The following is an 18,101-nucleotide window of genomic DNA, read 5'->3' on the forward strand; positions in this document are numbered from 1 at the left end:
GCTGTCGGGCGTGAGTTTGCTCAAGTTATGTCGGGCAATTGGCTGCTTTGTGGTGGAATCTGTCCGTGTTTGTCGCTATTGGAGTGCCAAAAATGAGGCCCGTCTTGCCTACCCGCACGGTTTGGCGGCCCGTGCCGTAGTTCAAGCATGGTGAACCTTACTGGCACCGCAAACATCAGGGAACGATTCAGGGCCCATCGGGCCGATTGTCCAAGGAGGCTTCATGACCCAACGATTACTCCAACTTGACCAAGTGTCGTTCAATCTGCCCGACGGGCGCGTTCTGTTCGATCACTTGAACCATGCCTTCAGCGCCAGAGCCACAGGCATCGTGGGAGCCAATGGCTGTGGCAAGTCGTTGCTGGGTCGGCTGCTGACGGGGGAACAACGGCCCTCCAGCGGCACCGTCCGTCGAGAAGGACGGGTTTACGCCGTGGCGCAATTACTGGAACCCGAGCGCTATCCCAGCGTCGCCGCGCTGGCCGGGGTCGACCACATTCTGGCGGCACTGGATCGCATTGCTCAAGGTAGCGTCGACGATGACGACCATTCGCTGGTGGTCGACCAATGGGATTGCGCAGCACGCCTTGAGGCGCAACTGCAGCAGATCGGCCTGGGTCACCTGAATGCCCATGCATGCACCGATGCACTCAGTGGCGGCGAACGGCAACGGGTGGCGCTGCTGGGGGCGTGGTTATCCAGGGCTGACTGGCTCATTCTGGATGAGCCCAGCAACCACCTGGATATGGATCAGCAACACAAGCTTGCGCAGCAGATCGATCGCTGGCCCAACGGCCTGGTGCTGATCAGCCACGACCGCGAACTCCTGGAGCACGTGAACGAAATTGTCGAGCTTTCACCGTTGGGGGTGGGGGTTTATGGCGGCAGCTACAGTCAGTATGCGGCGGCGCGCGAGCAGGAGCAGCAGTCGTTCCAGTCGGCGTTGCAAGGGGAGCGGGCGCAGGCCAAGCGTGAGCAACGTGAGATAATCATGCAGATGGAGCGGCAGCAACGGCGCAATGCCCGAGGCGATCGCCAAGCCCGTGACGGTAATCAGACCAAGCTGATTACCAACGCCCAGAAAGAGCGCAGCGAAAACAGCCAGGGGAAATTGCGCCTCAATCAACAGGTAGCCCGTGAGCAGCAGCAACGACGAATTGCCGAGGCTCGTGCGCGGTGTGCGCCGGAGATTCAGCGCATGATGCTGTCCCCGGAAAGCACGGTGCCCAACGGCAAGCTGATATTGCAGCTCAATGACATCGTATTGCCGTTCGGTTCCGTTGCGCCCGTCAATCTGACGTTGACGGGGCCTATGCGCCTGGCGGTTCTGGGCGCCAACGGTAGCGGGAAATCTACCCTGCTGCGGGTCATCGCCGGTCAACTGCCGGCGCAGGAAGGTGAGCTGATACGCAGTTGCCTTATCGGGTGGTTGGATCAACATGCTGGATTGCAGTATCCCGACCGCACGCCAGTGCAATGGCTCCACGAGAGCAATCCCCAGTTGCCCGAAGCCGAGGCGCGAACCCGGTTGGCGCAGTTGGGCATTGATGCGGATCGGGCGATGCTCAAAACCTGTCAATTGAGTGGTGGCGAGCGCTTGAAAATAGCCCTCGCGGCACAGCTGTATTCCCAGTGGCCGCCACAACTGCTGTTGCTGGACGAACCGGACAACCATCTGGACTTGCCCAGTCGAATCGCGCTTGAGCAAATGCTCAACCAGTACCAAGGTTCATTGATCGTGGTTTCTCACGACAGTACTTTTCTACAGGCCATTCATCTGGATGCCGAGCTCGATCTCAACCTCTAGACGCGTTTTGATTCATTGTCTGACCTTATTGAAATCACTTCGGATAAAGCGGCGGCAACTCACTGTCGCCCAGTGGGTCCTGGGAGCGGTCTGCGGTGGGAATGGTACGAATGGCCCGCCACAAGTCTTCGCCTTGCCAATGCTGGCCGGTCTCGCTGTAGAGCGCGCCGTTGAGACCGTCCAGGGCGTCGGACAGCGGCACGAAACGCGCCGCCATGTCGGCCAGGGTTTCCGGCTGTTGGCGGGCCCAGGCGTCCAGGGCTTGGCGGGTGGCGTGGGAGTCGTTGGCCAGGCAGGCACGCTTGAGGTCGTCCAGCAGGGTGCGCGGGCTCGGTCCGGCTTGGGTCGAGCGCAGGATCGCCGGCTGCCAACGGGCGCGCCACCACAAGCCGAAGCCGAGCAGTGTCGTGCAGGCCAGGATCAGGCTGCTCAGTTGCCAATACCACAGGGTCTCACTGTCCACCGTGGTCACGATCTGTGTCGTGCTGGCCGGCGTATCCACCATCAGGCTCGGATTGTTCGCCACTTGCAGGGTCCGCGCCGGGAGGCTGGTGCGGTCCAGGTGATCCTCCAGGGTGTTCCACCAGACCACTTCCACCGGTGGCAGCTCGATGGTGCCGCTGCGGTTGGGCACCAGTGCCTCGCGGTCCTCGCGGCTGCCCACCAGCCCGCGTTCACTGCTGCGGCTGCTGAGGACCGGTTGGTCTGGATAACGCCGCAGGCCATTGATCTCGGTGGCCGGCAACGGTGGCAACTGGGCGCTGGCCAGGCCTTCGGCTTCCAGGGTCAGGCTGCGGGTCAGGGAATCGCCGACCTGGCTGTGGGTCGGCTCCGGACTCCAGCTTTCACTCAACGACAGGCTGCGTGCCGGCAGCCAGGGCACGTCGGCCGGGTAGCTGGCCGGCTTGGGTTTGACGCTCAGCAGCAGTTGCTCGGAGCTGACCCGCATCAATTGGCCGGGCTTGGGGCCTGAAGGGGCGGCGTCCTGGGTCACCGGTTCGACCAGGGTGGCACTGAAGGTCTGGGCCGGAATCGTCAGCTCGCCGCTGCGCTGCGGGTAGATGCCATAACGCAGTTCGATGACGCCGTGGCGTACATCGTTGATGACTTTTTCGTAGGTGCGCGATTCACCCAGTTGTTCGGTGCGCGCATCGGGGATGTGCAGCGGCGTCAGGCTGCTGTCGTCATACAGCGACACCGAATGGTAGATGCGCAGGGTCAGGATCGCTTGGGCCTGCACATACACGTCGCGCTGGTCGAGGCTGGCCTCGATGAACACTGGCGCCAGGGTTCCCGAGGCGTTGCGGGTTTCGCTTTCGATGACTTGCAGGGTGATCGGCTGGGTGCTCACTTCGCCCAGTTGCAGCGGCGGAATGACCACGGTGCCGCTTCGACGTGGCAGCAAGGTGATGATCCAGCGGGTGGTGGCGCGGTTCTCGCCGTCGAGGGTCGTCAACTGATTGACCTGGCGGGTGCCGCGCACATCGAACAAGGCCTGGAGCGGGCCCAGGTCGGGTTTGCCGAACAACGTGGCGTCATTGGATTCCAGGGTCAGTTCCACCGTTTCCCCGGAGTTCAGGCGGCTGCGGTCCACACTGGCCGTCAGCTGTGCAGCCTGGGTTCCAGAGGCCCAGAGCAGCAACACGAGGAGGTAGGCGGTGAAGCGGGTCATGGGGTTTTTCCCTGGGCCTGATGGCTTTGCTGTTCATACCAGAATTTACGCCTGAGCAGCTCGCCGGGGTTATCCGGGATCTGGCGCAACCATTGTTCCATGGCCTGGCGTTGTTCTTCTTCATTGCGCTGGCCGCCGGCGGGACGCAGCGGCGGCGTGGTGGTCTGTTCGTCAGGCAGCTCGCTGCCCGGCACATCCTGGGCGGTGGGCGGCTGTGCGGCCCGTGGGGGCTGGGATTCGTCCGGCGTCGCGGTGGTCTCGGTGGATGGCTGTCCCGGTTCGGAAGACTGGCTCGTCGAAGTGCTATCCGACGCTTGCTCGGAGGGGGCTGGTTCCTCGTTTTCCGCGGGCTTGGGCTCTGGCGCCGGTGGTGCCTGCTCCTTCAACAGGCTCTGCACCAGCGCCTTGTTGGTCTGGGCCGGGCGCAGGTCGGGTTGCAATTCCAAGGCTTGTTCGTAGGCATCCAGTGCGGCCTCCAGCTCACCGCTCTTGGCCAGGGCGTTGCCACGATTGTAGTGGGCACGGGCGTCGTTGCCTTCGGCGAAGCGCCGGGCGGCTTCGCTGTATTGACCGGCTTCGTACAGGGCGACGCCTTGCCATTGGCTGTCCTCGAAGCGGGCGGCGGCTTCGGCGGGGCGCTTTTGCTTGAGCAAGTGCTGGCCCTGTTGATCGGCGCGCAACCACAGGTCCTGGAATTCGAAGGCGTGGCCGGTTTGCGGCAACACGAACAGCAGCGGCAGGCAGAACAGCCAGCCGCGACGTCCGGCGCAGGCGGCCAGCAGCAATAATGGCAGGAGCAGCCAATAACCCTGGTCGGCCCAGGTGTCCAGGCGCAACGTCTGGCCGTCACTGCGCAGATGGCGAGGACCGTCCAGCAGGCCCAGGCCGCGCAGGTCGCTGTCGTCAAGCCGCGCCGGTCGGTAGCGGCCATCCAGTTCGTTGGCGAAGGCCTTGAGGCCCGGGCTGTCCAGGCGCGGCACCAGGATCGAACCCTGGGCATCCTTGAGGTAACTGCCATCTTCCTGGGCCACCGGTGCGCCTTCCCGGGTGCCGATGCCCAGCATCAACCATTGCGTGGCGGAACCGTCCAGGACTTGGCGGATGCCTTCACGTTCCTGTTCGTTCAACGACGAACCGATCAGCAGGATCCGACCGTGGCCGAGTTCACCCTGGTCCAACAGGGCCATGGCCTTATGGACCGCCAGGTCGGCGCGATGACCGCCTTGGGGCATGATCGACGGCGCGAGGGCTTCGAGCAGGTTGGCGCTGGTGGCCAGGTCGTCGGACAGCGGCACCAGCGTGTGGGCGCTGCCGGCATAGACAATGATCGCGGTTTGGGCATCGCTGCGGTTCTGCAGCAGGTCCAGCAACTTGCGCCGGGCCTGTTCCAGGCGCGTCGGCGGGACGTCGGTGGCGAGCATTTCCGGGGTCAGCTCCAGTATCACCACCAGCGGATCGGCGGGTTTCTGGCTGGTCTGCTCGACCCGCGCCCAGCTCGGCCCCAGCAACGCCAGCACGATCAACAGCCAACCCAGTCCCAGGGCGATCCATGGCAGCCGGCTTTCCCGACCCGTGCCACCGCTGAGCAGCACGGCGTGGAAGGCCGGGGGCAAGATCATCTGCCAGCGGCCCACTCGCTTCTGTCGATGCCACAGTTGCCAGAGCAACCAGCCCAGCAACGGCAGCAGCAACACGAACCAAGGGCGCAGCCAGTGTGGCCAGAGGGCGATCATCGACGCCTCCGCAAGCGCAGCCGCTTGAGCCGTTGACGCCACTCGGTGTGTTGGGTCGGTTTGAACAGCGCCTGGTTGAGCAGGCGCTGCAGTGGATTGTCCGGCCAGCGCACCCGGGCCGCCAGCAGCACGCTCAGCAACAGCGCAACGGTCAGGGGCCAGTGATACAGCGCCAGGGCAGGGCGCGCTTGGGTCGGTTGCTGGGTCACCGGTTCGAGCTGGTCGAGGGTGGTCTTGATCGCCAGCAGTTGCTCACCATCCTGGGCGCGGAAATAACGACCGCCCGTGACCTGGGCAATGTCCTTGAGGGTCGGCTCGTCGAGGTCCAGGCTCGGGTTGACGCCGAGGAAGCCCGCCGTGCCGCTTTGTTCCGGGTCGGCACCGATGCCGATCGGGTAGATTTTCACGCCTTCGTCGGCGGCCAGCTGCGCCGCAGTCAATGGATCGATTTCGCCGCCGTTGTTGGCACCGTCGGTGACCAGGATCAACACGCGACTGTGGGCCGGACGCTGGCGCAGGCGCTTGAGGGCCAGGCCGATGGCGTCGCCAATCGCGGTATTCTTGCCGGCGATACCGATGCGCGCCTCGTCGAGCCAACGCCGCACGGTGCGACGGTCGAAGGTCAGCGGCGCCTGCAAGTAGGCCTGGCTGCCAAACAGGATCAGGCCGACCCGGTCACCTTCGCGGCCTTCGAGAAAATCCCCGAGCATGTGCTGGACCAGCGTGAGGCGGCTGACTTCTTCGTCCTTCCACTGCATGTCGGGAAAGTCCATGGAACCCGAGACGTCCACCGCCACCAGCAGGTCGCGACCGCTGGCGGCAATGGGCAACGGTTCCCCCAACCACTGCGGCCGGGCGGCGGCGATCAGCAACAGCAGCCAGAGCAGGATAAAGGGTGCCTGTTGTCGCCAGGTCGGCAGATTGGCCCGGGCCCGACGGCCCACCAGGCCTTCCAGGTCACCGAGGAAACTGACCTTGAGCGCCGGCTCGCCGCTGTCGGCCGCCGGCAGCACCAGGCGCATCAGCCAGGGCAGTGGCAACAGGGCGAACACCCACGGCCAGGCGAATTCAAACATGTTTGCGAATCCAGATTTCCACCGCCTGGGTCAGGCCGGCGATGGCTTTGTCGTCGAGCTTGCATTCGGGCTTGTAGGCGCCTTCCACCAGTACCATCCAACGCGTCAGGCCGGCGGCCGGGCAACGGTTGTCGAGGAAGGCCAGCCATTTGCGCCCGTTGAGGGTGTGGCTCTGGCTGTAGGGATAGTGATTGCGACACAGGCGCTTGAGCAACCCGTTGAGCTGCTGCAGCCAGGCACCGGCCGGCGCGCCGTCGTAGGGTTTGGGCAGCCGGGCGAGTTCGGCCAGGGCGGCCACGCGCACCGGGTCCAGGGGTTGCTCATTGCGGTCCGTGGTGCGCTTGGCGGGAATGAAGCGGCGCAAATGCCACAGCCCCAGACCCAACAGCGGCAACAGCACCAGCAGCAACCACCAGCCCGGCGCGGGTGGCCAGAAGCCGATGGGCGGTGGCGCCATCAACGGTTGCAGTTGATCGAGACTGCTCATCGGCTTTTCCCGGCCCGCTTGGGGTTCAGGTATTCGCGCAATTGCTCGACCATGTCACCCTGGGTGCTCAGGGGCATCATCAGGATTCGCAGCTTCTGCGCCAGCAGCTCCCAACGTTCCTGGCGACCGTCGGCCTGGGCGCGATAGGCCTGGCGCAACTCGACATTCAGGGTGTCGAGCTCCAGTTGGGCATCGCGCTGGGCGAAGCGCAGCAAGCCGGCGGCGGGCAGGGCGTGGTCCAGTGGGTCCGACAGCGGCAGCAGCAACAGGTCGCAATGGCGCGACAGCAGGCTCAGTTGCTGCTCGGCGCTGTCGGACAAGGCGCGCTCGTCGCAAATCACGATCACCAGGCTGCCGGGCCGCAGCACTTCCCGGGCTCGACGCAGGGCGATGCCGAACGAGTCGCGATCCGGCTCGCCCTCGGTGTGCAGCGATTGGTTGACCCGCACCAGCCGGTTGAGCAATTGCAGAAGGCTCTGTTTGCTGCGCCGTGGCTTGACCTCGTAATGGGTGTTGTTGCCGAACACCAGGCCGCCGACCCGGTCGTTGTGCCCCAGCGCGGCCCAGCCGATCAGGCTGGCGGCCTGGGCGGCGAGCACCGACTTGAACATCAACCCCGAGCCGAAGAACAGCCGGTGGCTTTGCTCGATCATGATGAAGATCGGCCGCTCGCGTTCTTCGTGGAACAGCTTGGTGTGGGGCTCCTGGGTCCGGGCGGTGACGCGCCAGTCAATGGTGCGCACGTCGTCGCCGGCCTGGTAGACCCGCACCTGGTCGAAATCCACCCCGCGTCCACGCAGCTTGGAGTGATGCAGGCCGATCAGCGGGCTGCGTTGGCCTGGTGTCGAGAACAATTGCACCTCGCGCACGCGATGGCGCATCTCGATCAGCTCCGAAAGGCTGACGCGGATGCCCGGTGCGGGCGCCAGGGGGTTATTCATGACGCATGCTCAAGCGACAGCGACGACGTCGAGAATCCGCTGCACGACCCGGTCCTGGTCGATGCCGGCGGCCTCGGCTTCGAACGACAGGATGATGCGATGGCGCAGCACGTCGAACAGCACGGCCTGGATATCTTCCGGGCTGACAAAGTCGCGTCCGGCCAGCCAGGCATGGGCGCGGGCGCAGCGGTCGAGGGCGATGGAGCCCCGCGGGCTGGCGCCGTAGGCGATCCACTCGGCCATCTCCGGGTCGAACTTGGCGGGGTTGCGGGTGGCCATGATCAGTTGCACCAGGTATTCCTCCACGGCGTCGGCCATGTACAAGCCGAGGATTTCCTTGCGTGCGGAGAAGATCGCCTGCTGGCTCACGCGACGTTCGGGCTTGGTCTCGCCGTTCAGCGCTTCACCCCGGGCCTGCTGGAGAATGCGGCGTTCCACGGCGGCATCGGGAAAACCGATCTTGACGTGCATCAGGAACCGGTCGAGCTGGGCTTCGGGCAGCGGGTAGGTGCCTTCCTGCTCGATCGGGTTCTGCGTGGCCATCACCAGGAACAGCGGCGACAGCTCATACGTGCTGCGCCCGACACTGACCTGACGCTCGGCCATGGCTTCGAGCAGGGCCGACTGGACCTTGGCCGGGGCGCGGTTGATTTCATCCGCCAGCACCAGGTTATGGAAGATCGGCCCTTGCTGGAACACGAAACTGCCGGTTTCCGGCCGGTAGATTTCGGTGCCGGTGATGTCGGCAGGCAGCAGGTCAGGGGTGAACTGAATGCGATGGAACTGCGCTTCGATGCCCTCGGCCAGCTCTTTGATGGCCTTGGTCTTGGCCAGCCCGGGCGCACCTTCCACCAGCATATGACCGTCGGCGAGCAGGGCGATGAGCAGGCGCTCGATGAGTTTTTCCTGGCCGAGAATCTGCGTTGAAAGAAAGGTTCGCAGCGCCAGCAGCGCTTCACGATGTTCCATCGATGACTGTTCCTGGAAAGGGTGGCCCCAGGCGTTCGGATAACGCCGGGGCTGGGGGCGTTACTTTAATGCATGGCAGGGGGTGGCGACTAACGGGATTTTGTCTGGTGTGCGGATTTGTGATCGGTTTGGAGTCGTTGTGGGAGCGGGCTTGCTCGCGAAGACGCAGTGTCAGACAACATTTTCGTCGACTGACACACCGCTTTCGCGAGCAAGCCCGCTCCCACAGGGATCTGTGGTGTACACCCGAGATCAGTGTGGGAGCCGAGCTTGCTCGCGATGATGGCGGCACATCCAGCATCGTCGTCCCAGGCAGACTGCCATCGCGAGCAGGCTCGCTCCCATAGGAGATCTGCGGCATATGCGAATCCTGAGGCCACTCCAAAACAACTGTGGGAGCCGAGCTTGCTCGCGATGACGGCGGCACATACAACTCCAATCTTCGCTAGTTTTGCATCCGAATCTCATCCACCAGCAGCTTGATTGCTGGTCTGTCGACCAGCTCCCGCCACGGACCATCCTCCACGATTGCCCCAGCATGCATCACAATGACCCGGTCAAACCGATGCAGGTGATCAACGTCGTGGGTGACACATATCAATCCCTGCCCGGCAAAAACCTCGAATAACAGGTCCCAAAGGGGCGTGGTCAACCTGGGTTCGATGGATGCGCTTGGCTCGTCGAACATATTGAATTTTCCAGGCTTGTTGATCAGGCGCAGTAGCGATAGGCGTTTGGCTTCGCCTCCGGAGATATTCGATGCATTTTCGCTGACCTGCCGTGTAGCCACGATCTCATCCAGTTCCAGTTGTCGTATGGCTCTGGATAAAATGGGCGATGCGCTGCTTCCGAACAGAACCGATTGTTCAAAAGAGCCTTCCAGGAACCGTGGTTGTTGGGGGCAGTATCTCAAGGCGCCCAAGTGAGCTTGACCGGTCAAAAGTGAGACCGGTACCGAGTCGATACTCAGTTGGTCACGCATTGATGCATCAAGCCCGGCGAGGACTTCCAGAAAAGTGGTTTTGCCTGCGCCGCTAGGGCCCGTAACAGCCACTGACTGCCCTTGGGCAAATGCCAGGGAGCGCTTGATCGACAGGCGAAGCGGTCCCGTTCCCGTCACTTCGCAGGGGCCGAGTTCCAGAACTGAGGACCGCTGGAAATCAACCCAGGCCAGCCGATTGCTGCGATCGAAATCCGGAAGCGATAGCAGACCCTGAAATTGACGCTGGTCTGCAAGAAACTGATCGAGAACACGATACCCTTCAGTCAAGGTTGAAATACTGAGCAGGTAGCTCCCCGCGATTGAAAAAATGGCAACCAGCTGCCCGACACTGATACTGGGCTGGCCCGAAAGCTGGTCCACGACGCCCCAGTAGAGCAATCCCCCAGTGGAAAGACTTACGAACAGTATCTTGGCGGTGCTCAGCAGGCCGCCAGATGATGCCGTAGTCACTGCGGCGTTGGCATAACGTCCGAACGCCGCGTTCAACGGGTGCAGGGCAGTAGGTACGGCACTTTCCAGTTTTATGATTTTTCCCGCGTTGAGGGTGTTGTAGAGGTGAGCGCTTAATTCATCTTCCTGTTCATTGACTGCGTCGATGTGCTTTCTCCGCCATCTGATGATTTTATGGGTGGCAGCCAGATAGATAATTCCGAACGCAGTCATGCTCAAAAAAATTTCACCGCCTCCAATGTAAATAAAAGCAGTTCCAACAACTATGAATTCCAAAAGTACGGGAAGTGCAATGGTCACAATGAAAGTGAGTAGTTGTTCGTGCGCAGTAATTCCGCGCTCGACCGATTTGATGAAATGGCCGATTCTCCAGGAGTTGAATGACGAAAACTCTTTGCCGATGAGTTCTGTGATCCACCCAATGGAAGCGTTCATGATAATGTTTTGTACCAACTTAGACAGCGCGTGGATTTGCAGAGGAGTGATGGCGGCATGAATGCATCCCGCGGCAATCAGGCCTGCCGTCAGTGCGAGCAGGGTGCTGGATGCTGGATTTACATTGCCTTGCAGCGTGTCGATGATGGTTCCGAGTAATAGCGGAGGGGCAAGTGTAATCAGTTTAAGTGCGATGATGGTGATTATAGTTATCATCAGAAGTTTGGTGTGTTCTTTATAGGCGTTTTTTATCATTGTCCTAATGCTGTGCATGCACTCGCTCCTGGTTGCTTTGTGTTCGATAGTTCAACCGCGTAATACGTACTGAGGCACCACCAGGCGACCGTTTCTAATGATATTGAAGCGCTCAAGTCCTGGGATGTAGATTTGAGTGACGATGCTGTTGCCTGAAAAGCGAGCCACCGTTCGGTGGAATATTTTCATTCTTTTGCTTGATAGGTTTTTTTGCAGTTTTTCTAATTGTTCGGAGACTGTCGGGGAGTCGATATGTGCAGGGGAGTCAATTGTGGGAAGTGTCGCTCTTATGAGTGGTGCGAAGTCAATCAGGTGTTTCAGATGCCTTGATTTAGATAGTAGGTCAAAGGTTTCTCTATCTATGGATTCTTCAGTGGCATCATATAATTCCTCGGACTGGAACTGTTCAGTAACTGCCCTCTGAATGGCGGTATGGATTTCAAGCGAGCATCCGGAACCGATGGGTGAAAGATGGTGACCTCCAGGGCCCGCCTTGGGAAATGCCACTGCAAAATAAACTGACAGTACGTCCTTGATGATGATCACTTGCAGTTTGTTCACTGACGCCAAGGCGGCGGGGTGGCTCCTCAGCGCTGTTTGGAGCAGCGCGGCAGAAGGTGTGTATAGTTTCATTGCCGGACCGAGGCCGCAGACAGTCATGTAGAGAAGAGACAGGATATGCCTCTCGATTGTTTCGTGGGCACCATGTAACAGTGCTTCGTTCTCTGTGCAACCAAAAGCAATTCCTGAATTTGATGAGTAGCGAGATAGAAAGCGCAGTGCGGAATTCGAATCTTCGTGGATGTTTTGTGTCGTTTCAGGGCATAGAAGGACGCACGGCGCGAATAGCTCTTCATTATTGTTGAGCGAGGTAAGTCTGAAACATTCGATTAATCTTTCGGTGTGAGGCAGGCTGGTAAAGATTCCATCGTCTGTAACTGCTTTTTGAGTAGCTATCTTATCGGAGCGGTATCGTATGGGAGCATCAGCAAGAGGCTGAAACGTGCTGAAGTGTTCAATGCTTTCTGCCAGCGCGCCTATTAGTGAGTCAGGCCCCTTGCCAGCCCCCGATTCAACGAGATTATCGTTGCCATCAAACAGTTCGGCAGTCGCCACTAGCTTGGATGGTGTCGTGTACCGTGTTACGGCACTGAGGCCCAGTGCATGGAGCGTGGACATTATATTGAATAGCGCTTCGGTGGGTGATAGTTCTCGTTCTGACATGTGGGTCTCCTTTAAAGGATGCCGAAAGGAGATCCTTTCGGCATCTGTTCGCCGATATTTAATCGGTCACTGATTTAGTTAGTCAGCGACGCAAAAAAATCGGCTTCCGTTGCGAGGAGATCCTCAGAAAGCCCTAATGCCTGTGGCAGGCCAAAAAAGGTGTTATTTATTTCAGAGCGTTTTCTGCCCATGTCGATTTACTCCAATGTAGTTAATGAGCGTCGCGACGCGAGCGCCCAACTTGCGTGTGTTCGCAAGTGATTAATTAATAACATTGGGGTTGGGTGAAGGCTATTGCGCGACTTCCGAGGCTGACGTAGGTTCGTTCTTGCCGTTTAGTAGGAGGGAGGCGTAGGAATGTAGCTGCTTTGTTGAAAGTGTGGTTTTTCTCTACTGTTCTCGCCGTTTGGGGTGTTTATATTATTTTAAGAAAGGATCAAAAGGGTAATCTGGCAGCGGTGTTTTAAGGCGGGTGCGCCCGGAAAGAGGTTGTGTTGCCTGCACCTCTAAATGAACACAGTTGCCATCGCGACCCTGCTCGCGATGGCCTATTCGAAGGCGGCAACATGTCAGCCTACCCACGCCCCCGCATTCACCAGATTCACCGGCCGCTCCCCCGCCAACGCCGCCAACAGGTTGTCCACCGCACAGCGTGCCATTGCCTCCCGGGTCTCATGGGTGGCCGAGCCCATGTGCGGCGTCGCGACCACGTTGTCCATCTGCAACAGCGGCGAATCGGCATTCAAGGGTTCGCGCTCGAACACATCCAGCCCCGCGCCACGGATCTGCTGGTTGCGCAGGGCTTCGATCAACGCCGCTTCATCCACCACCTTGCCCCGGGAAATATTGATGAAGATGCTCTCGGGACGCATCTGCGCGAACGCTTGGGCGCCGATCAGCCCGTGGGTCTCGGCTGTCAGCGGCAAGGTCAGGCAGATGAAATCCGCCTGCTGCAACAGCGTTTCGAGACTGCAATAACGTGCGCCGAACCGTTGCTCGACCGCAGGCTTGGGCGAATGGCTGTGGTAGAGCACCGGCATACCGAAGCCGAAGTGCCCGCGCTGGGCCAAGGCTTCGCCGATGCGCCCCATGCCGATGATGCCCAGGGTCTTGCCATGGACGTCGGTGCCGAAATGCTGGGGGCCGATGCTCTGTTGCCACCTGCCTGCGCGGACCTGATTGGCCAGCTCCACCACGCGCCGGGCGGTCGCCAGGATCAGCGCGAAACCGGTGTCTGCGGTGGTCTCGGTCAACACGTCCGGGGTATTGCTGAGCAGGATCCGGCGTTCGGTCAGGTAATCGATGTCGTAGTTGTCGACCCCCACCGAGACGCTGGCGATGGCTTGCAGGTTCGGCGCCAGGTCCAGCAGCGCCGCGTCGAGCTTGAGGCTCGCGCCCAGCAGGCCGTGGGCGCTGGGCAGGGCGTCGCGCAGTTGTGTCAGGCCCTGGGCGTCGAGGCGTTCGATGAGCGTGACTTGGGCCTGGGCTTGCAGGCGTTCCATCAGTTGCGCTGACAGTTTTTTGTACAACACCACGTGCTTTTTCATGGGATGGGTCTCGATTCAGGAACGGGCGGGCGCCGGGTTGGGCGTCGCGGGGTGGGAGACGGTCCGGTCGCTGGCGCCAGGCTTGAGGGCGAGGGTCAGGACCACCGACAGCAGCAACGCACCGCTCATCAGCAGGAAGGACATGCCGGGGGAGCCAGTGGTGCCGTTGAGGTAGCCCACCAGGTACGAGCCGCCGAACGAGCCCAGCGCGCCCATGCTGTTGATCAAGGCCATGGCACCGCCGGCGACATTGGCCGGGAGGATTTCCGGAACGATGGCGAAGAACGGCCCGTACGGCGCATACATGCAAGCGCCGGCAATCACCAGCAAGCCATAGGACCACCAGAAGTGCTCGGCCCCCAGCAGGTAGGAGGCGTAGAACGCGATGGAGGCGATCAGCAGCGGCGGCCAGACGAAACGCTTGCGCTTCTGCGCCTTGTCCGACGCCCAGGACACCACCAGCATGCCGATCACCGCCGCCAGGTACGGCAAGGACGACAGCCAGCCGGCCTCGACCATGTTCATCTGCAGGCCGGCCTTGAGGATCGACGGCAACCACAGCACAAACCCATAGACGCCGATGCTCCAGCAGAAAAATTGCAACGCCAGGATGATCACCTTGGGCGAGCGGAAGGCCTCGGCGTAGTTCTTCACTGCTTTGATGCCGACCTGTTCGGCCGCCAAGGCACTTTCCAGGTCGTGTTTTTCCTGGTCGTTGAGCCACTTGGCCTGGGCCGGGCGATCATCGGCCAGGCGCCACCAGACAAAGGCCCAGAGCACCGCCGGCAAACCTTCGATGATGAACATCCAACGCCAGTCGAATTGCTGCACCAGGTAACCCGAGACCACGGACATCCACAGCATGGTCACCGGGTTGCCAAGGATCAGGAAGGTATTGGCGCGCGACCGTTCGGCCCGAGTGAACCAGTGACACAGGTACACCAGCATCGCCGGCATTACTGCGGCCTCGACCACCCCAAGCATGAAGCGGATGACGATCAGCCAGTAGGCGTTGGAGACCATGCCCGTCAGGGTGGCCAGTGACCCCCAGAGGATCAGGCTGACGAAGATCAGCTTCTTCACGCTGTGCTTTTGCGCGTAGATCGCCCCGGGTATCTGGAAGAAAAAGTAGCCAAGGAAAAACAGTGCGCCCAGCAGCGACGATAGTCCTGGGGTGATCATGAGGTCCTCGGCCATGCCCGAGGCGGCGGCGAAGCCATAGTTGGCCCGGTCGAGGTAGGCCAGGCTGTAGGTGATGAACACGATGGGCATGATGTACCACCAGCGGCGGGTGGCGAGGTTGAGCGTTTGCATGTCATTGACTCCTGAGCTTGTTGTTTTTGTTGCAGCAGGTGCGTTTGTGGTGGCTTTATCGCGAGCAAGCTCGCTCCTACAGGGACTAACCCGAACCCATGTGGGAGCGAGCTTGCTCGCGATGGGCGGTTTCAAATTCAGCCAATAGCTCAAGGCGCGTCGGCAACCCCTCCATGTCCCCGCGGCTCTGCACCGCGCGGCTGCCAATCCAGTTGGCGCGCTGCACGGCCGCGGTGATGGCCTGGCCTTCGAGCAATGCGCTGATCAAGCCGACGGCGAAGCCATCCCCGGCGCCCACGGTGTCGATCACCTGGGTTACCGGCACGCCGGCAATGACGCCTTCGTCCAGCGGCGTGCGGTAATAAGCGCCGTCCGCGCCGAGCTTGATCACGACGATTTCGGCGCCTTGGTCCAGGTAGAACGCGGCGATGTCAGCCGGATCGTCGAAACCCGTCAGCAGCCGGCCTTCGCCGAGTCCCGGCAAGACCCAGTGGGCGAGGGCGGCGAGGCGATTGATTTCAGTGATCATCATCGACTCGCTGCGCCACAGGCTTGGCCTCAGGTTGGGGTCGAACGACAGGCTGCGGCCGGCCTCGCGCATACGGGTCATCAGCTCAAATGACATCTCGCGGGCCTTGTCCGACAGCGCCGGGACGATGCCAGTGGCGTGCAAGTGGCGGGCGTCAAGCAACGCCGGGGCGATGGAGTCGATGGACAGATGACTGGCCGCCGAACTGCGCCGGAAATACTCGACTTGCGGGTCGCTGCCATCAACCGTAAGGGATTTGAACTGGAAGCCGGTGGGGTGCTCCGGGTCGACCGCCACATGGCGACAATCCAAGCCTTCGTTCTCCAGCGTCTGCGTCACGAAGCGTCCCAGGGAATCGGCGCCGACCCGGCTTAGCCACGCGACCTTGAAGCCCAGTCGCGACAGCCCGATGGCCACGTTGCTGTCGGCCCCGGCGATACGCTTATGAAACTGGTCGACACTGGCCAAGTCACCGCGCTGATCCGCCACCAGCATCGCCATGGTTTCGCCGAACGACAACACATCGAATTCAGACATGGACAGGCTCCCGGCGCGATTGCCCGAGACGGGACAGGGTGGCGACATGGCGGGTGGTCAATTGCAGCAAGTCATCGCCTTGCAACGGATACTCGGCGGCGCGCATGACGCCGGCAGGCATGTGCTTGAGCAGTTGTTCCCACAGATGCAGATCGGTCATGGCCGGAGGCGCGGCGACGAGTTTGCCGTCGGCGCGCCGGGCCACGGCCTTGCAATGCACATAGGCCACATACCGTCCGAGTTGTCGGGCGGCCACGGCGGCCGATTGGTCCTGCCATTGCCAGTTGCCGATGTCGAAGGTCATGGCAACGGGCAACCCTTGGTATTCGACGGCGGTGAAGAACCGTTGCAACGGTTCGATCCGCCCGCCTTGCAAGGTCTGGTCGTTTTCCACCAATAACTGCACCGGGCTTGCGGAGAGCACCTGGGCCAATGCCGACAGGTCATTGGAGTCGGTGAAGTGACCGAGGGAGACTTTCAGCCAGGTCGAACCGAACGCCTCGGCGCGTTGCAGGGCGAGTGCCAGGGCAGGGTTGGGCATGGGCTGGCCGGCGAGCCACAGCTCCAGAGGCGACGAGAAGATACTGTGCAGGCCCCGGGCCCGGGCAGCGACGGCCAGTTCCGCAGGGTGTTCGGTGGTGAGCAATTCTTCGCGCCATTCGATGCGCGAAGCACCGGCGGCGGCCAGCAGATCGATGAAGCTGCCTTGGCCATGCTGGCGCACCAGGTCGGCGCCGTAGCTGGAAAGACTGATGGAGACGGGTGGGGTGTGCATTGTTGTTGTACCTCTGAAACCGGTTTCAGTTTTGTGCAAAAAAAGGTGGTTTGCTTTAGGGCCTCATCGCGAGCAGGCCCTCACCATCACCGACCATTCCCAAGCGTCGACCCACGCTCAATCAACCGCGCCGCAAAATCCAGGGTCCGCACCGGCCCGTTGTCACCCCGCAAGCGCTTGAGCAGGCATTCGAACGCGCTGGCGCCGATCTCCGCGGTCGGTTGGGCCAGGGCCGTGATGCCGCTGCCTACCAACGGGTACCAATCCAGGTCATCGAGGGCGAGCAGGCCCACATCGTCGAACAAGTGACAACCCAACTCGCGCAACACCGTCGTGGCGGCCAGGGCGGCAATGCCATTGGCGCAGAACAATGCCTTGGGGCCTGGGCCTGGGCCCGGCTGCGCAAGAAAGGTCTTGATGCGCGTGGTCAACTGATCGGAGGTTTCCACCACGGTGCCGGCCAGGGCAGGGCGCCGTTGGAGGCCGGCCTTGAAACTCTCGACCCGCTCGATCCGCGAGCTGGTGCCGTCGAACGGCTCGGTTACCAGCAACAGATCGCGGTAGCCCCGTTGTTCGAGGTGATCGAGGGCCATTTCGATGGCCGCCGGGTTGTCCAGCCCGACCAGGTCGCTGTCGAGCCGATCGACCTTGCGATCTACCAGCACCAGCGGCATTTCGCTGCGCAACTCGAACAGCTCGTCGCGGTGATGCCCCAGGGTGTTCACGATCAACCCTTCGATGTTGTAGGCGCGCAGCAGCGCCAGGTGCTGGCGTTCCTGCTCGTCATCGCGGTCGGTGTTGCACACCACCAGGCTGTAGCCATGGCGACGGCAGGCGGTTTCCACGCCATGCATCACGGCAATCGAATAAGGGTTGCGGATATCGGCCACCAGCATGCCGATCAGGCGTGTGCGCCCGCGCTTGAGGCCGCGGGCCATCTGGTTCGGCCGGTAGCCCAGTTCGTTGATGGCCTGCTCGATGCGCCGGGCGATGGCTTCGGAGAGCAGGGCACGGTCTTCGCCAATGAAACGCGAGACGCTGGCCTTGGAGACCCCGGCGCGTTCGGCAACGTCGAGCATGGTCACGCGGCTGCGCTGGGCGGCGGAGAAAGAATTCACGGATTGAAACCTGCTTATTGGATTTATTAGTGGCTCTGAAACCGGTTTCAGGAAACACCAGAACCCAATCAGTCGTCAAGAGCGAAATGTCAGAGGCACGACCGGCGGCTGTTTCACATCAGTCGCACGGTGACGCCGATTCATCAGCGCCGGGCCACCCGGCCGATTTGCAGCACGCCAGGCCGTGTGGTTAGCTGCCTGCCTTCCCCAGCCCTTTGACGACCGAACC

General features: G+C 61.4%; 14 protein-coding genes. 1 reads left to right on the forward strand and 13 read right to left on the reverse strand.

What is annotated here, in order from left to right:
* Positions 1–223 precede the first annotated feature (223 nt).
* Positions 224–1,807: an ABC-F family ATP-binding cassette domain-containing protein gene (locus M1D99_RS14130; RefSeq protein ID WP_434576002.1), complete on the forward strand. Its 1,584-nt coding sequence runs from the start codon at positions 224–226 to the stop codon at positions 1,805–1,807.
* 34 nt (positions 1,808–1,841) lie between these two features.
* Here the strand turns inward: M1D99_RS14130 and M1D99_RS14135 are convergent, their stop codons facing one another.
* The 13 genes from M1D99_RS14135 to M1D99_RS14195 all read right to left on the reverse strand — a co-directional run bounded on the left by M1D99_RS14135 (position 1,842) and on the right by M1D99_RS14195 (position 17,872).
* Positions 1,842–3,479 carry a BatD family protein gene (locus M1D99_RS14135; RefSeq protein WP_434576004.1) on the reverse strand — a complete coding sequence of 546 codons (1,638 nt, stop codon included), beginning with the start codon at positions 3,477–3,479 and terminating at the stop codon, positions 1,842–1,844.
* Positions 3,476–5,212, reverse strand: a complete 1,737-nt coding sequence (locus M1D99_RS14140) for a VWA domain-containing protein (RefSeq protein ID WP_434576005.1) — start codon at positions 5,210–5,212, stop codon at positions 3,476–3,478. The genes M1D99_RS14135 and M1D99_RS14140 overlap by 4 nt, the downstream gene beginning before the upstream one ends.
* Entirely contained in the window at positions 5,209–6,288 is a 1,080-nt protein-coding gene (locus tag M1D99_RS14145) for a vWA domain-containing protein (RefSeq protein ID WP_434576007.1), read from the reverse strand. The genes M1D99_RS14140 and M1D99_RS14145 overlap by 4 nt, the downstream gene beginning before the upstream one ends.
* The gene (locus tag M1D99_RS14150) at positions 6,281–6,775 is read right to left on the reverse strand and encodes a DUF4381 domain-containing protein (protein WP_186704893.1); all 495 of its coding nucleotides are present in this window, start codon (positions 6,773–6,775) and stop codon (positions 6,281–6,283) included. Before M1D99_RS14150 ends, M1D99_RS14145 begins: the two co-directional genes overlap by 8 nt.
* Positions 6,772–7,716: a DUF58 domain-containing protein gene (locus M1D99_RS14155; RefSeq protein ID WP_434576009.1), complete on the reverse strand. Its 945-nt coding sequence runs from the start codon at positions 7,714–7,716 to the stop codon at positions 6,772–6,774. Before M1D99_RS14155 ends, M1D99_RS14150 begins: the two co-directional genes overlap by 4 nt.
* A 9-nt stretch (positions 7,717–7,725) precedes the next feature.
* The gene (locus M1D99_RS14160; protein WP_039589986.1) at positions 7,726–8,685 is read right to left on the reverse strand and encodes an AAA family ATPase; all 960 of its coding nucleotides are present in this window, start codon (positions 8,683–8,685) and stop codon (positions 7,726–7,728) included.
* A gap of 445 nt (positions 8,686–9,130) precedes the next feature.
* Positions 9,131–10,846 carry an ATP-binding cassette domain-containing protein gene (locus tag M1D99_RS14165; protein WP_458132058.1) on the reverse strand — a complete coding sequence of 572 codons (1,716 nt, stop codon included), beginning with the start codon at positions 10,844–10,846 and terminating at the stop codon, positions 9,131–9,133.
* A gap of 33 nt (positions 10,847–10,879) precedes the next feature.
* Positions 10,880–12,052 carry a YcaO-like family protein gene (locus tag M1D99_RS14170; protein ID WP_458132059.1) on the reverse strand — a complete coding sequence of 391 codons (1,173 nt, stop codon included), beginning with the start codon at positions 12,050–12,052 and terminating at the stop codon, positions 10,880–10,882.
* A gap of 569 nt (positions 12,053–12,621) precedes the next feature.
* Positions 12,622–13,599, reverse strand: a complete 978-nt coding sequence (locus tag M1D99_RS14175) for an NAD(P)-dependent oxidoreductase (protein WP_186728545.1) — start codon at positions 13,597–13,599, stop codon at positions 12,622–12,624.
* A 15-nt stretch (positions 13,600–13,614) separates the two neighbouring features.
* Positions 13,615–14,913, reverse strand: a complete 1,299-nt coding sequence (locus M1D99_RS14180; RefSeq protein ID WP_434576014.1) for an MFS transporter — start codon at positions 14,911–14,913, stop codon at positions 13,615–13,617.
* Positions 14,914–14,998: 85 nt separating this feature from the next.
* Complete coding sequence (locus M1D99_RS14185; protein WP_434576015.1) at positions 14,999–15,979, reverse strand: sugar kinase; 981 nt, start codon at positions 15,977–15,979, stop codon at positions 14,999–15,001.
* Complete coding sequence (locus tag M1D99_RS14190) at positions 15,972–16,754, reverse strand: sugar phosphate isomerase/epimerase family protein (protein ID WP_434576017.1); 783 nt, start codon at positions 16,752–16,754, stop codon at positions 15,972–15,974. The genes M1D99_RS14185 and M1D99_RS14190 overlap by 8 nt, the downstream gene beginning before the upstream one ends.
* A gap of 86 nt (positions 16,755–16,840) precedes the next feature.
* Complete coding sequence (locus M1D99_RS14195; protein ID WP_458132060.1) at positions 16,841–17,872, reverse strand: LacI family DNA-binding transcriptional regulator; 1,032 nt, start codon at positions 17,870–17,872, stop codon at positions 16,841–16,843.
* Positions 17,873–18,101 lie beyond the last annotated feature (229 nt).

Source organism: Pseudomonas sp. R3-41 (assembly GCF_054161485.1).

Excerpts from the sequence above, each read along its gene's own strand:
- M1D99_RS14175 (WP_186728545.1), bottom strand. The coding sequence starts at position 13,599 with ATGAAAAAGCACGTGGTGTTGTACAAAAAACTGTCAGCGCAACTGATG.
- M1D99_RS14140 (WP_434576005.1), bottom strand. The coding sequence starts at position 5,212 with ATGATCGCCCTCTGGCCACACTGGCTGCGCCCTTGGTTCGTGTTGCTG.
- M1D99_RS14160 (WP_039589986.1), bottom strand. The coding sequence starts at position 8,685 with ATGGAACATCGTGAAGCGCTGCTGGCGCTGCGAACCTTTCTTTCAACG.
- M1D99_RS14130 (WP_434576002.1), top strand. The coding sequence starts at position 224 with ATGACCCAACGATTACTCCAACTTGACCAAGTGTCGTTCAATCTGCCC.
- M1D99_RS14190 (WP_434576017.1), bottom strand. The coding sequence starts at position 16,754 with ATGCACACCCCACCCGTCTCCATCAGTCTTTCCAGCTACGGCGCCGAC.
- M1D99_RS14180 (WP_434576014.1), bottom strand. The coding sequence starts at position 14,913 with ATGCAAACGCTCAACCTCGCCACCCGCCGCTGGTGGTACATCATGCCC.
- M1D99_RS14150 (WP_186704893.1), bottom strand. The coding sequence starts at position 6,775 with ATGAGCAGTCTCGATCAACTGCAACCGTTGATGGCGCCACCGCCCATC.
- M1D99_RS14155 (WP_434576009.1), bottom strand. The coding sequence starts at position 7,716 with ATGAATAACCCCCTGGCGCCCGCACCGGGCATCCGCGTCAGCCTTTCG.
- M1D99_RS14170 (WP_458132059.1), bottom strand. The coding sequence starts at position 12,052 with ATGTCAGAACGAGAACTATCACCCACCGAAGCGCTATTCAATATAATG.
- M1D99_RS14185 (WP_434576015.1), bottom strand. The coding sequence starts at position 15,979 with ATGTCTGAATTCGATGTGTTGTCGTTCGGCGAAACCATGGCGATGCTG.
- M1D99_RS14135 (WP_434576004.1), bottom strand. The coding sequence starts at position 3,479 with ATGACCCGCTTCACCGCCTACCTCCTCGTGTTGCTGCTCTGGGCCTCT.
- M1D99_RS14145 (WP_434576007.1), bottom strand. The coding sequence starts at position 6,288 with ATGTTTGAATTCGCCTGGCCGTGGGTGTTCGCCCTGTTGCCACTGCCC.
- M1D99_RS14165 (WP_458132058.1), bottom strand. The coding sequence starts at position 10,846 with ATGCACAGCATTAGGACAATGATAAAAAACGCCTATAAAGAACACACC.